This window comes from Sphingomonas sp., from assembly GCF_019749955.1.
Lineage (GTDB): Bacteria > Pseudomonadota > Alphaproteobacteria > Sphingomonadales > Sphingomonadaceae > Sphingomonas.
The window spans coordinates 1-12,321 of the sequence record NZ_JAIEPC010000006.1 but is presented as its reverse complement, the minus strand read 5'-3'; the positions used below and the strand labels follow the sequence as shown (position 1 = coordinate 12,321).

At 64.5% G+C, this 12,321-nt stretch carries 15 protein-coding genes and 1 pseudogene; 5 read left to right on the top strand and 11 right to left on the bottom strand.

Annotated elements, in window-relative coordinates; all coding sequences use genetic code 11:
• Positions 1–96: 96 nt before the first annotated feature.
• The 11 genes from K2W81_RS00840 to coxB form a co-directional block, all read right to left on the bottom strand.
• A complete protein-coding gene (locus K2W81_RS00840) occupies positions 97–480 on the bottom strand; it encodes a GxxExxY protein (RefSeq protein ID WP_294100487.1) in 384 nt (127 codons plus the stop codon).
• Positions 481–532: 52 nt separating this feature from the next.
• On the bottom strand, positions 533–1,396 hold the full coding sequence (locus K2W81_RS00835) for a class I SAM-dependent methyltransferase (protein ID WP_294100485.1): 864 nt from the start codon (positions 1,394–1,396) through the stop codon (positions 533–535).
• Complete coding sequence (thrC, locus tag K2W81_RS00830; protein WP_294100483.1) at positions 1,393–2,781, bottom strand: threonine synthase; 1,389 nt, start codon at positions 2,779–2,781, stop codon at positions 1,393–1,395. Before thrC ends, K2W81_RS00835 begins: the two co-directional genes overlap by 4 nt.
• A gap of 11 nt (positions 2,782–2,792) precedes the next feature.
• On the bottom strand, positions 2,793–3,428 hold the full coding sequence (locus tag K2W81_RS00825) for an SURF1 family protein (protein WP_294100481.1): 636 nt from the start codon (positions 3,426–3,428) through the stop codon (positions 2,793–2,795).
• Positions 3,425–3,793, bottom strand: coding sequence for a DUF983 domain-containing protein (locus tag K2W81_RS00820; RefSeq protein WP_294100489.1), 369 nt, complete (start codon positions 3,791–3,793; stop codon positions 3,425–3,427). The genes K2W81_RS00825 and K2W81_RS00820 overlap by 4 nt, the downstream gene beginning before the upstream one ends.
• A gap of 4 nt (positions 3,794–3,797) precedes the next feature.
• Positions 3,798–4,661 (bottom strand): cytochrome c oxidase subunit 3, encoded by an 864-nt coding sequence (locus K2W81_RS00815; RefSeq protein ID WP_294100479.1) that lies wholly within the window; start codon positions 4,659–4,661, stop codon positions 3,798–3,800.
• 36 nt (positions 4,662–4,697) lie between these two features.
• Positions 4,698–5,231, bottom strand: a complete 534-nt coding sequence (locus tag K2W81_RS00810; RefSeq protein WP_294100477.1) for a cytochrome c oxidase assembly protein — start codon at positions 5,229–5,231, stop codon at positions 4,698–4,700.
• Positions 5,228–5,362 carry a hypothetical protein gene (locus tag K2W81_RS00805; RefSeq protein WP_294100476.1) on the bottom strand — a complete coding sequence of 45 codons (135 nt, stop codon included), beginning with the start codon at positions 5,360–5,362 and terminating at the stop codon, positions 5,228–5,230. Before K2W81_RS00805 ends, K2W81_RS00810 begins: the two co-directional genes overlap by 4 nt.
• A complete protein-coding gene (locus tag K2W81_RS00800; protein WP_294100474.1) occupies positions 5,359–6,264 on the bottom strand; it encodes a heme o synthase in 906 nt (301 codons plus the stop codon). The genes K2W81_RS00805 and K2W81_RS00800 overlap by 4 nt, the downstream gene beginning before the upstream one ends.
• 103 nt (positions 6,265–6,367) lie before the next feature.
• Entirely contained in the window at positions 6,368–8,050 is a 1,683-nt protein-coding gene (gene ctaD / locus K2W81_RS00795; RefSeq protein WP_294100472.1) for a cytochrome c oxidase subunit I, read from the bottom strand.
• 4 nt (positions 8,051–8,054) lie between these two features.
• A complete protein-coding gene (coxB, locus tag K2W81_RS00790) occupies positions 8,055–9,131 on the bottom strand; it encodes a cytochrome c oxidase subunit II (protein WP_294100470.1) in 1,077 nt (358 codons plus the stop codon).
• A 226-nt stretch (positions 9,132–9,357) separates the two neighbouring features.
• Between coxB and pyrE the strand changes: the two genes are divergently transcribed.
• The 5 genes and pseudogenes from pyrE to K2W81_RS00765 form a co-directional block, all read left to right on the top strand.
• Positions 9,358–9,942: an orotate phosphoribosyltransferase gene (gene pyrE / locus K2W81_RS00785; protein ID WP_294100468.1), complete on the top strand. Its 585-nt coding sequence runs from the start codon at positions 9,358–9,360 to the stop codon at positions 9,940–9,942.
• Positions 9,939–10,691: a pyridoxine 5'-phosphate synthase gene (locus tag K2W81_RS00780; RefSeq protein ID WP_294100466.1), complete on the top strand. Its 753-nt coding sequence runs from the start codon at positions 9,939–9,941 to the stop codon at positions 10,689–10,691. The genes pyrE and K2W81_RS00780 overlap by 4 nt, the downstream gene beginning before the upstream one ends.
• Positions 10,688–11,089, top strand: a complete 402-nt coding sequence (gene acpS / locus K2W81_RS00775; RefSeq protein ID WP_294100464.1) for a holo-ACP synthase — start codon at positions 10,688–10,690, stop codon at positions 11,087–11,089. The genes K2W81_RS00780 and acpS overlap by 4 nt, the downstream gene beginning before the upstream one ends.
• A gap of 10 nt (positions 11,090–11,099) precedes the next feature.
• Positions 11,100–12,011, top strand: coding sequence for a signal peptidase I (gene lepB, locus K2W81_RS00770; RefSeq protein WP_294100462.1), 912 nt, complete (start codon positions 11,100–11,102; stop codon positions 12,009–12,011).
• Between the two features lie 10 nt (positions 12,012–12,021).
• Positions 12,022–12,321: pseudogene (locus K2W81_RS00765) on the top strand (AI-2E family transporter); the annotation flags it as partial.

Genomic DNA, 12,321 nt, shown 5'->3' with positions numbered 1-12,321 from the left:
TTCGGCGAGCGCTTCATCAAAGCCATGGCGGCGTAATGTTCAACCGCCCGCCCACACACGGAAATCCTGACAGGCCCCGCAATCCGGCTCGACGCCTTAGTCGACATGATTGTTGACGATGCGCCGCAGGCCTTCCTTGAAGGTTTCTCCACCAAAATTCATCAAAAGCCCTACGGGCAGTTTCAGAAATCGAAGATAGGTCAACACCTGCTTGGTATGGACCGGCGCAAGCCGATCAACAGACTTGAGTTCGATCAGTAGCCGATCCTCGACGATGATATCGGCCCGAAAGCCGGCTTCGATGTGCAGATCGTCGATGTGGATAGCAATCACTCTTTGCCGCTCCACGATCAGGCCACGCCGCCCCAGCTCATGCGCCAGTACCGCTTCATAGGCCGATTCGAGCAGACCAGGTCCCACCTTGCGATGGACATACAGACCGCAATCGATGGCAATCGCGGCCAATCCCTCGACATCCATGCGGTTCCCCTTCGCGTCCTTCTTTCCTTCGCGCCCTTCGCGTGAACCAACCTTACTTTGACCACCGCGCAAAAATCGCCGTCGGGAGCAGCAGCCCCCTCGCTTCCTCCCGCACCGCCATTTCCCCCACCTCGACCGTCCCGCCAAGCCCGTCCATCGCCTGGCGCAGCAATTCGCCGATCGCGAGCGCCGACATCCGCACCGCGTAAACCGTCAGCACCAGAAACTTGCTGTCGCCATCCATCAGCCGCCGACAATCGGCGATCAGCCCCGGCAAGCCTTCCTCCAGCCGCCAGACTTCGCCATCCGGCCCGCGCCCGAACTTGGGCGGATCGAGGAAAATCCCGTCGTAGCGCCGTCCACGCCGCACTTCGCGCGCGGCGAACTTCGCGGCGTCGTCGACCATCCAGCGGATCGGGCGATCGGCCATGTCGGACAGGAAAGCATTGGCCTTGCCCGCCTCGACCGATTTCTTCGAAGCATCGACATGCGTCAACTTGGCGCCCTTGCCCGCCAGCGCGAGCGTGCCGACACCGGTATAGCCGAACAGGTTCATCACCTCGTCGCCCTCGGCCACATGCCCCCGCATCCATTCCCATTGCGGCGCCATGTCGGGGAAGAAGGCGAGGTGGCGAAACGGCGTGTTCTGCGCGAGGAACAGCAATTCCTCCCACCGCACATGCCAGCCGCCGCGCGGCACATCGCGTGACAAGTCCCAGCGGCCACCGCCATCTTCGTCCGACGCGGCGATGAACTCGCCATCGGCTTCCCAGCTGTCCGACGCGGGCGCCCACATGGCTTGCGGTTCGGGGCGGATGAAGCGGAAGCGGCCGTAACGCTCGAGCTTGCGGCCGTTGCCCGAGTCCACCAGCCCGTAATCGGCCCAGGGTTCGGCGACGAGGGTGAGGAGCGTCACGCCTTCGCCCGCGCGGCCACATAGCCCGTCACCGCTTCAAACGTCGCAGGCAGCGTGTCGTACCGCTCCTCACGCTCGAACAATTCGCCGACGCGCGCGGGGAGAGCGGGTCGCACGCCGGTCGCGCGTTCGACGGCGTCGCGAAATTTCGCCGGATGCGCGGTCGCGAGCGTTACCACCGGGGCGCCCTCAATTCCGGCCCGGCGCGCGGCAGCCAGCCCGATTGCGGTGTGCGGATCAATCACATGGCCGGTTGCCTCATGCGCCCAACGCATTGCCATCGCCATCTCGTCGGCATCGATCCGGTCGCTGTGGAACAGCTTTGCGCCGGCGCGCTGATCGGGGGTGAGCTGCATCGCCTTGCTCGCCTCGAACGCCCGCATCTGCGCTGCGGTCGCCGCGCCGTCGGCCCCGCCGAGATCGAACAGCAGCCGTTCGAAATTGCTCGACACCTGAATGTCCATCGACGGCGCCGCCGTCGGCGTGAGGCTGCCGACCGAATAGTCGCCCGACGACAGCGCACGGTGGAGGATGTCGTTGACGTTGGTCGCAACGATCAGTTTGGCGACCGGCAGCCCCATCTTCGCCGCAACATAGCCTGCGAAGACATCGCCGAAATTGCCCGTCGGCACCGAGAAAGCGACCGCGCGCTCGGGCGCACCGAGCCGGACGGCCGCGTAGAAATAATAGACCACCTGCGCCATCAGCCGCGCCCAGTTGATCGAATTGACCGCGCCCAGATTGAAGCGCGCGGCGAAATCGGCGTCGTTGAACATCGCCTTCACCAGCGCCTGCGCGTCGTCGAAACTGCCTTCGACTGCGATATTGCGGACGTTCGGGGCGAGCACCGTCGTCATCTGGCGGCGCTGGACGTCGCTGACGCGCCCGAGCGGGTGGAGCATGAAAATGTCGATGCCCTCACGCCCTGCCAGCGCGTCGATCGCCGCCGATCCGGTGTCGCCGCTGGTCGCGCCGATCACGGTCAGGTGGGTGTCGCTGCCCTTCAGGAAGCGTTCGAACATCAGCCCGAGCAGCTGGAGCGCGACATCCTTGAAGGCGAGCGTCGGGCCATGAAACAGCTCGAGCAGCCAGTGCTGCGCGTCGAGCTGGACCAAGGGCGTGACGGCGGTATGCGCAAAGCGGCCATAAGCAGCGCGGCACAGATCGCGCAGTGCCGCCTCATCGAGCACACCTGCGGTAAAGGGCGCCATCACCCGCACTGCCGTCTCGACATAATCGAGGCCCGCCAACGCGGCGATTTGCTCGCGCGACAGCGTCGGCCAATGATCGGGGACGTAGAGCCCGCCGTCGCTCGCCAGCCCCGCCAGCGTCACCCCTTGAAAGTCGAGCGCGGGCGCGGTCCCACGCGTGCTGCGATACTGCATGGCGTCCGGCGTTACTGGGCCGGGGTGCGCGGGGCAAGCGCGCGCCGCCGCAGGGCAACCAGATAGATGATTACCGCGATCCCCGCGAAGATGAACCACTGCACGGCATAAGCGAGGTGATTGTTCGGCACTGCGGACAGATCGGGCCCCGCATTGGGCCGAAGTCCCGCCGGAGGCGTGTCGGCGATCAGCATCAGCGTCTTGGAGCCACCGCCGCCGAGCATCGAGACGATCAGCGGATTGGCGTTGGGCGCGTGGCTGATGAAGCCGCTGACCTTGCCGCCTTTCCACGCCGGATTGCCATTGGGATCATTGCCGATGCCGAGCTGGACCTGAAAGCCCGGCCCTTCGGCGCCGGTGCGGCACTGCGCGATTTTGCGCCAGCCGCTGTTGCCCTTGGCGTCGCGGCCCGATTGCGTCGTCCAGCCGGTCACGCTGAGGCAGAAAGCGCTGGCCTTGCGGAACAGCAGGTCGTCGCCGATCGGGATCGACGGGAAGGCAATCGGCGGGCGCGATTGATTCGCAGCAAGCGTCTTGAGCACCACGGCTTTTTCGTCGGCACGCTGGAGCTGCCACACGCCCAGCGCGATCATCGCCGCGGCGGCCAGCGCAACGATGATCGTCGAGATGACGGGCAGGCGGATCATTGATCCTTGATCCGCCCCTCGGCGGCGGCGTTGCGAAATTCGAGGCTGATCAACGCGCCCTTCGCCGCCCGCAGCGAGGCGACCACGGCGACCGCCGTCAGCGGTATCCACAAGATGATATGCACCCAGAAGGGCGGGCTGAAGCTCAGCTCGACCGTGATCGCCAGCGCGACGATCACCGCGCCGATGATCAAGGTCAGGAACGCCGCCGGACCGTCACCCACGTTGAAGCTCGACAGATCGAGCCCGCACACGCCGCAGCGATCGGCGAATTGCGTCCAGCCCTTGAACAGCGTCTTGCTCCCGCAGCGGGGGCAAAGGCCCTTCAGCGCGACTTGGGTCGGAGTCGGCGCTTCAGGCGCGATCACCTCAACCGGCGTGAACGGGTGCGCCCGCGCCGCCCCAGACGTAGATCGAGACGAACAGGAACAGCCACACCACGTCGACGAAATGCCAGTACCAGGCCGCCGCTTCAAAGCCGAAATGCTGGCGCGGGGTGAAGTGGCCCGCGTAAACGCGCGCAAGGCACACCGCGAGGAAGATCGTGCCGATCAGCACGTGGAAGCCGTGGAAGCCCGTCGCCATGAAGAACGACGCGCCATAGTTCAGCCCGGCAAAGTGGAACGGCGCTTCGGCATATTCGTAACCCTGAATCGTGCTGAAGATCGCGCCGAGGATAATCGTGACCCACAGGCCCTTCTTCAGCCCGTCGCGGTCGCCGTGCAGCAGCGCGTGGTGCGCCCAGGTGACCGTGGTGCCCGACAGCAGCAGGATGATCGTGTTGAGCAGCGGGAAGCCGAACGGGTTGATGACCTCAAGACCCTTGGGCGGCCATTGGCCCGCGACATTGGCAACCGTCTCGGCAACCCGGCTGACCTGACCGCCGACGAACTCGACGGGGGCGGGGAACAGCGAGAAGTCGAAGAAGGCCCAGAACCAGCCGAGGAAGAACATGACTTCAGAGGCGATGAACAGAATCATGCCGTAGCGCATGTGGAGCTGGACGACGGGTGTGTGATCACCGGCATGCGCTTCGCGAATCACGTCACGCCACCACAGGAACATCGTCGCGAGCACGCCCGCGAGGCCGATGTAGAAGACGATGCCGCTCGGATCGGCCTTGTGCATCCACATGATGCCGCCAGCGGCGAGCGCGAGTGCAGCCATCGACCCCATCAGCGGCCAGATGCTGGGGGGCAGGATATGGTAATCGTGATTCTTGGCACCGGCCATCGTCGTTTCCCGTCAAAGATGTCGTTCGGACGCGCTTTAGCCCTTGGGCGCGGGCGAATCCACTGGGTAGAAGGTGTAGCTGAGCGTGATCGTGTTGACGTCCTTCGCGTCGGGGTCCGCCGCGATTTTGGGGTCGACGAAGAAGATCACGGGCATGCGCACCGTCTCATGCGGCTTCAGCGTCTGCTGGTTGAAACAGAAGCACTGGATTTTGGTGAAATACAGGCCCGCCTGTGCTGGCGACACGTTAAAGGTCGCACTGCCGGTGATTTCATGGTCCGTATTATTGGTCGCGGTGAAGAACGCCATGCTGCGCGCGCCGAGCTGGACCGTTTCCGAGCGCTGCACCGGCTCGAACGTCCATTTCAGCTTGGGATCGACATTGGTGTCGAACGCGACGGTGACCTGTTGGTTGATCGCGCCAGGTGCCGCCAGTCCGCGCTGCGTCGTGCCGTTGAGCCCGGTCGCCTGACAGAACAGCCGGTACAGCGGGACGCTCGCATAGCCCAAGCCCGTCATGCAGCACACGCCGATGCCAGCGAGGATCGCGGTGCGCAGCTTGCGGGTCATGCGTGGCCCGCCTGAATCTTGGCGATGGTGATCGCAAAGAACAGCACCACCAGCCCGCCGAGGATGAGTGCCATCACCAGCGACCGCGACTTTTGCTTGGCGCGGATCGCTTTCTCCTCGTCGGGGGTCATGCGACCCACCGATCAACGACGAGCGCGGCAAACATCGCCAGCACATAGCCGATCGAATAGACGAACAGCACGCGTTCTGGCTTCATTTCGGCAGGGGTGGGGGCGGCGACCGCGACCACCCAGCCGGTCAGGGCGACGAACACTGCCGAGGCGATGGCTGCGACGATTCCGTAGAAGGCGCCTGCAAGGCCCAGCGGCCAAGGCGCGACCGCGATCATCGCCATCGCGACCGCATAGCCCAGCATCTGCCAGCGGGTCGAGCGCGCGCCTGCGACGACGGGCATCATCGGCACACCGCCCTTGGCGTAATCGTCGCGGATCAGCAGCGCGAGCGCCCAGCTGTGCGGCGGGGTCCACAGGAAAATCAGCGCGAACATCAGGATCGGGAGCAGCGACACGCTGCCGGTCGCGGCAACCCAGCCGATTAGCGGCGGGAAGGCGCCGGCCGCACCGCCGATGACGATATTCTGTGGCGTGTAGCGTTTCAGGCCCATGGTGTAGACGACGACGTAGAACAGGATCGACACGGCAAGCAGCGCGGCAGCAATAAGGTTCACGACCAGCCCCATCAGTAGCACGCTGAACACGCCGACGCCCACGCCGAACTGGAACGCGGTGTCGGGGTCGATCCGCCCGGCCGGAATCGGGCGCTTGGCGGTGCGCTTCATCAGCGCGTCGATATCGCCTTCATACCATTGGTTGAGCGTGCCTGCTGCCCCTGCCGCCAGCGCAATGCTGAGAATCGCGGTGAACGCGATCGGAAAGGGGAGCGCGACCGGCGCGACCAGCATCCCGCACAGCCCGGTAAAGACGACCGATCGCATCACGCGCGGTTTCGTCAGCGCGAAGAAATCGCGCCAGTCGGCGGTGATCGGGGGCGCAGTCAGCGTGGTCGTCGTCATGTCTTTTGTGTCCAAAGCCCTCTCCCGCATGCGGGAGAGGGTTGGTGAGGCAGCAAGCTGCCAAGTTGGCATCGCCTCTCCCGCAAGCGGGAGAGGGCCGCGATCAATGCCGCGTGTCGGCGTCGATCACCGGCAGCGTTTCGAACTGGTGGAACGGCGGCGGGCTCGACAGCGTCCATTCGAGCGTCGTCGCGCCGTCGCCCCAAGGGCTGTTGCCGGCCTTCTTGCCCGCCATCAGCGACCAGATCACATTGACGAAGAAGAAGATCATGCTCGTCGCCATGATCATATAGCCGATCGTCGCCCATTCGTTATATTTGGCGAACGCTGGCGAATAATCGGGGATGCGGCGCGGCATGCCCTGCAGCCCGAGGAAGTGCATCGGGAAGAACAGCAGGTTCACGCCGACGAAGAACACCCAGAAATGGAGCTGGCCGAGCGCTTCGTTCATCATCCGGCCCGACATTTTCGGGAACCAGTAAGTGAAGCCCGCGAACAGGCTGAACACCGCGCCGAGCGACAGCACATAGTGGAAGTGCGCGACGACGTAATAGGTGTCCTGCATGTAATCGTCGATGCCGCCATTGGCGAGCACCACGCCGGTCACGCCACCAACGGTGAACATGAAGATGAACCCGATCGCCCACAGCATCGGCGTCTTGAAGGTCAGCGAGCCGCCCCACATCGTCGCGATCCAGCTGAAAATCTTGATGCCGGTCGGTACCGCGATCACCATCGTCGCGGCGGTGAAGTACATTTTCACGTTCACCGACAGGCCGGTGGTGAACATGTGGTGCGCCCACACGATGAAGCCGACGACACCGATCGCGACCATCGCATAGGCCATGCCGAGATAGCCGAAGATCGGCTTCTTCGAGAAGGTCGAGATGACATGGCTGACGATGCCGAAGCCCGGCAGGATCATGATGTAGACTTCGGGGTGGCCGAAGAACCAGAACAGATGCTGGTAGAGCACCGGATCGCCGCCGCCCGCCTGATCGAAGAAGGTCGTGCCGAAATTGCGATCGGTCAGCAGCATTGTGATCGCCGCCGCCAGCACCGGGAGCGAGAGCAGCAGCAGGAAGGCAGTGACCAGCACCGACCACACGAACAGCGGCATCTTGTGCAGCGTCATGCCCGGCGCGCGCATGTTGAAAATGGTGGTGATGAAGTTGATCGCGCCGAGGATCGAGCTCGCGCCCGCCAGGTGGAGCGACAGGATCGCCATGTCGACCGCAGGCCCGGTCGAGCCATAGGTCGACAGCGGCGCGTAAACGGTCCAGCCGGTGCCCGCGCCGCCGAAGAAGGGCGACGCCAGCAGCAAGGTGAAGCTGGGGATCAGCAGCCAGAAGCTGATGTTGTTCATCCGCGGGAACGCCATGTCGGGCGCGCCGATCATGATCGGCACGAACCAGTTGCCAAAGCCGCCGATCATCGCCGGCATGACCATGAAGAACACCATGATCAGCCCGTGCGCGGTGATCAGCACGTTCCACAGATGGAGCGATTCATCGAGCGACACGCTATTGCCACCCGCCAGCATCGCGGCCCAGGCCGGCAGATATTGCAGCCCTGGCTTCGCCAGTTCGGCGCGCATCATGCCCGAAATCGCGCCACCGATGATCCCCGCGACGATCGCGAAGATCAGGTAGAGCGTGCCGATGTCCTTGTGGTTGGTCGACATGAACCAACGCGCGAAGAAGCCGGGTTTGTGATCGGCATCGTGATGCGCGTGATCATCGCCATGCGCCTGAAACGCCGAAGGGTGGAGTGCGGTGTCGGTCATGGGCTTACTTGTCCGAAGGCGCAGCGGCAGGGGCCGTCGCGGTGGTGTTGAAGGTGGCGGCGGCAGGCGTCGCTTCAGGGGCGGCAGCCGCAGGTGCCGCGCCCTTCACGGTGCCGCCCTTGGCGACGACCCACTGGTCGAACACCGGCTTTTCGACGGCGACGACGGTGATCGGCATATAGCCATGGCGCGAGCCGCACAGTTCGGAGCATTGGCCGAAATAAACGCCGGGCTTCTGGATGGTGAAGCTGGTTTCGTTGATCTTGCCGGGGACCGCGTCGAGCTTGATCCAGAAGGCGGGCATCGCCCAGGCGTGAATCACATCGGCGGAGGTCGTCAGCAGCTTGATCGGCACGCCGACCGGCAGCACGATTCGGTTATCGGTCGCGAGCAGCGGCGGGCCATCGGCATCGGTGCGGGCGCGCTCGCCCGGGGCAGTCGTGCCCTTTTCCTTCAGCATGTTCGCGGTGATTTCGAACCCGCCATTGTCGGGATATTGGTAGCTCCAATACCATTGGTTGCCGATGGCTTTGAGCGTGATCGCGTTCGACGGCGCGGGCTTGTACTGCGCCTGCAGCAGGCCGATCGACGGCACCGCGATGCCGACGAGGATGATCACCGGCGCCAGCGTCCAGATCACTTCGATCGTCGTGTTGTGGCTGGTCTTCGATGGTATCGGGTTCGCCGCGCGGCGATAGCGGATGACGACCCACACCAGCAGGCCGAGCACGAAGATCGAAATTACCGTGATCACGGGGACGAGGATCGAATCATGCATCCACGCGGCGCGCTTGCCGGTGGGGGTGACTTGTTCCTGCACGTCGATCCAACCGTCAACGGGCTGGCCAATCTTCGGGTCGATCGCCATCGCCGGGCCGCCATTGTCCGCGAGCAGCGGATTGACCGCTTCGGGCGCTGCGGGCGCCGGGGTGGCGGTCTTCGGATCGGTGACGGTGACGCCCTGCGCCGTCGCGGCAGCGGGGGCCGTTGTTGGCGCCTTGGCATGGCCGACACTGCCGAGCATCAGCCCGGCGGCGGCCAGTGCCGCGATCAATCCCGTATTTCGCCCAAAATTCAACATCGGTCGTTGTCGCCCCAGTTCTGGAGTTGCCCCATCATCTGCGGGGTGCGGGCACTTTTGCGCCCTTTGGGAGCGCCTATACGCAGCACTGCCCCATGCCTCAAGCATATCGCATACGTTTTTTGGGCTAGGGTCGCGGGCGGAGCGTTGCGGAGGCGCCGTGGCGACCGTATCACCCCGCCTCCAACACTGGCGGACACGCCTCGATACAAGGGCGACAAGATCGATGACCGAAGCCGAAGTGCTCGACGAATTCCGTGCGGCGAACGCGCTGATGGAGGGGCATTTCATCCTGTCGTCGGGGCTGCGGTCGCCGATTTTCCTGCAGAAGATGCTCGTTTTTCAGGACCCGGTGCGGACCGAAAGACTCGCGCGCGCGCTCGCCGAAGTGATCACGGCCCAATTCGGGCCGGTCGACTTAGTCGTGTCGCCCGCAATGGGCGGCATTATTCCGGGGTACGAGACCGCGCGGGCGCTCGGCTGCAAGGCGATTTTCGTCGAGCGCGTCGATGGCCAGTTCGAACTGCGCCGCAATTTCGAAATCCCACCCGGCGCGCGGGTGGTGATGGTCGAGGATCTGGTGACGACGGGGCTCTCGTCGCGCGAATGCATCGCCGCGATTCGCCAGCACCCCGGCGAGTTGCTCGGCGCGGCGTGCATCATCGACCGCTCGAATGGCACGGCGGACGTTGGCGTGCCGCTCGTGTCGCTTTGCAAGCTCGACATCCCCGCCTATCCCGCCGACGCGCTGCCGCCCGAGCTGGCGGCGATCCCGCCGGTGAAGCCGGGTAGTCGGGGGTTGGCGGCTTGACCGATCAACCCAGCCGCGTCGTTGAGGACCGCCTTCGCCTCGGCGTCAACATCGATCACGTCGCGACGGTGCGTAACGCGCGCGTCGTTGGCTATCCCGATCCGGTCCGCGCGGCGTTGCTGGCGGCGGAAGCGGGCGCCGATGGCATTACCGCGCATCTGCGCGAAGACCGGCGGCACATCACCGATGACGATATCGCCCGGCTGATGGCCGAGCTGACGGTGCCGCTCAATCTTGAAATGGCGGCGACCGATGAGATGCTCGCCATCGCACTCGCCCACCGCCCGCACGCGGTGTGCATCGTCCCCGAAAAGCGCGAGGAGCGGACCACCGAGGGCGGGCTTGATGCCGCCGGGCAGCAGAACCGGCTCAAGCGCCTCGTCGACATTCTCGGGGAAGCGGGTTGCCGGGTGAGCCTGTTCATTGAGCCCGATCCGCGTCAGGTCGAGGCGACTTTGCGGCTCGGCGCGCCCGTGCTCGAACTGCATGTCGGTCTGTATGCGGAGCTCGAGGGCGAAGCGCAGGCCGCCGAGCTGCGCCGTCTGACCGATGCGGCGGCGCTGGCGGCGAAGAACGGGATCGAAGTGCATGCGGGCCACGGCCTGACCTTCGACAATGTCGCGCCAATTGCCGCGATCCCGCAGGTGCGCGAACTCAACATCGGCCATTTCCTGATTGGTGAGGCGATTTTTACCGGGCTGGGCGATGCGGTCCGCACGATGCGCGCGGCGATGGACGCGGCACGTTGATCATCGGCATCGGCTCAGACCTCTGCAACATTGAGCGGATACAGGCCTCGCTCGATCGCTTTGGCGATCGGTTCGAGACGCGCGTGTTCACCGATGTCGAGCGCGCCAAGGCGGCGTCGCGGCCCTTCACCAAGGCAGGGACGCTCGCCAAGCGCTTCGCCGCCAAGGAAGCTTTTTCCAAAGCGGTCGGGACCGGATTCAAGCGCGGGGTGTTCATGCGCGATATCGGCGTGGTCAATGCGCCGTCGGGCGCGCCGACCTTGGCGCTCACCGGCGGCGCGCGGGCAAGGCTTGACGCGATCACCCCGCAAGGGCACGCCGCGCGCATATTTTTGTCGCTGACCGACGATCATCCCTGGGCGCAGGCGTTCGTGGTGATCGAGGCGGTGGCGCTATAAGGGTTAGTGTATGGCGAGTGAGGACGTGTCGTTGGAAGCCGGACCGGAACAGCAACCATCGGCAGCACCGAAGGGCAAGGCCGCGAAGGGCAAGACCGACTGGGCATCCGAGCTGAGGGGCATTTTCTGGCTGGTGCTGGCGGTGCTGGGTTTTCACACCTTCATTGCCAAGCCCTTCTATATTCCATCCGAATCGATGTTGCCGGGGCTGCTGGTCGGCGATCAGCTCGTCGTGTCGAAATTCCCTTACGGCTATTCGTACATCTCGCCGACCTTCCATGTGCTGCCCTTTATCAAGGGTCGGCTGTTCGGCAGCATGCCTGAGCGCGGCGATGTCGTGATCATTTCGCCACCGGGGGTGAATTCGGACTATATTAAGCGCGTCGTCGGCTTGCCCGGCGATACGGTCGAAGTGCGCGACGGCGTGTTGATCCTGAACGGCAAGGCCGTCGAGCGCGGCCCGCTGCACCAGGTCGACATTCGCGCCTATGGCGGCGTGCCGATCCCCGGCGAGGGCAAGCCGACCTGTGACATGAGCGGCTATTTGCCAAACGCGATGACGGTCGGCGCCGACGGGATCAAGCATTGCAAGCTGCCCGTCATCACCGAAACTTTGCCCAATGGCCGACGCTATGACACGGTCGAGCTCGGTCGTACCGAAGGCGATTTCTATGGGCCGATCAAGGTGCCTGAAGGCCATGTCTTCGTGATGGGCGACAACCGTGATCAAAGCGCCGACAGCCGCTTTCCGGTCGCACAGCTTGGTCTGGGCGGCCCCGTGCCATGGGAGAATTTGGGCGGCCGCGCCGAATTCATCACCTATTCGAAGACGGGCGAGGGCACGTGGAATCCGCTGACCTGGGGGCAGTCCTTCCGGGGCGGTCGGGCAGGGACGTCGCTGCACGCGCCGCGTGCAAAGTAAGCGACAGGCGATGAGCGACGAGTCGGCCATTGAGGATATGGTGCAGGGGCCAAGCCCCAGCGAACTCAGCGATCCGGTAATTCGCAAGGAATTGAAGCGCGCGGGCGTCTGGCTCGGTCTGGCGGCGGTCATGGCGCTGGTGGTGCTGCTGATCCAGCCGCTGCTGATCATCTTTGGCGGGCTGGTGTTTGCCGCGATGCTCGATGGCGGCGTGCGGCTGCTTGGGCGCGTGCTGCCGATCGCGCGCGGCTGGCGGCTGATGATCGTCGTGCTGCTGACGATCGCGTTCATCGCCGTTGTGGTGTTCATG

Bases quoted from the DNA above. Each gene is read 5' to 3' on its own strand.
- K2W81_RS00840 (WP_294100487.1), bottom strand. From the start codon at position 480: ATGGATGTCGAGGGATTGGCCGCGATTGCCATCGATTGCGGTCTGTAT.
- thrC (WP_294100483.1), bottom strand. From the start codon at position 2,781: ATGCAGTATCGCAGCACGCGTGGGACCGCGCCCGCGCTCGACTTTCAA.
- K2W81_RS00825 (WP_294100481.1), bottom strand. From the start codon at position 3,428: ATGATCCGCCTGCCCGTCATCTCGACGATCATCGTTGCGCTGGCCGCC.
- K2W81_RS00815 (WP_294100479.1), bottom strand. From the start codon at position 4,661: ATGGCCGGTGCCAAGAATCACGATTACCATATCCTGCCCCCCAGCATC.
- K2W81_RS00810 (WP_294100477.1), bottom strand. From the start codon at position 5,231: ATGACCCGCAAGCTGCGCACCGCGATCCTCGCTGGCATCGGCGTGTGC.
- K2W81_RS00805 (WP_294100476.1), bottom strand. From the start codon at position 5,362: ATGACCCCCGACGAGGAGAAAGCGATCCGCGCCAAGCAAAAGTCGCGG.
- K2W81_RS00800 (WP_294100474.1), bottom strand. From the start codon at position 6,264: ATGACGACGACCACGCTGACTGCGCCCCCGATCACCGCCGACTGGCGC.
- ctaD (WP_294100472.1), bottom strand. From the start codon at position 8,050: ATGACCGACACCGCACTCCACCCTTCGGCGTTTCAGGCGCATGGCGAT.
- coxB (WP_294100470.1), bottom strand. From the start codon at position 9,131: ATGTTGAATTTTGGGCGAAATACGGGATTGATCGCGGCACTGGCCGCC.
- pyrE (WP_294100468.1), top strand. From the start codon at position 9,358: ATGACCGAAGCCGAAGTGCTCGACGAATTCCGTGCGGCGAACGCGCTG.
- lepB (WP_294100462.1), top strand. From the start codon at position 11,100: ATGGCGAGTGAGGACGTGTCGTTGGAAGCCGGACCGGAACAGCAACCA.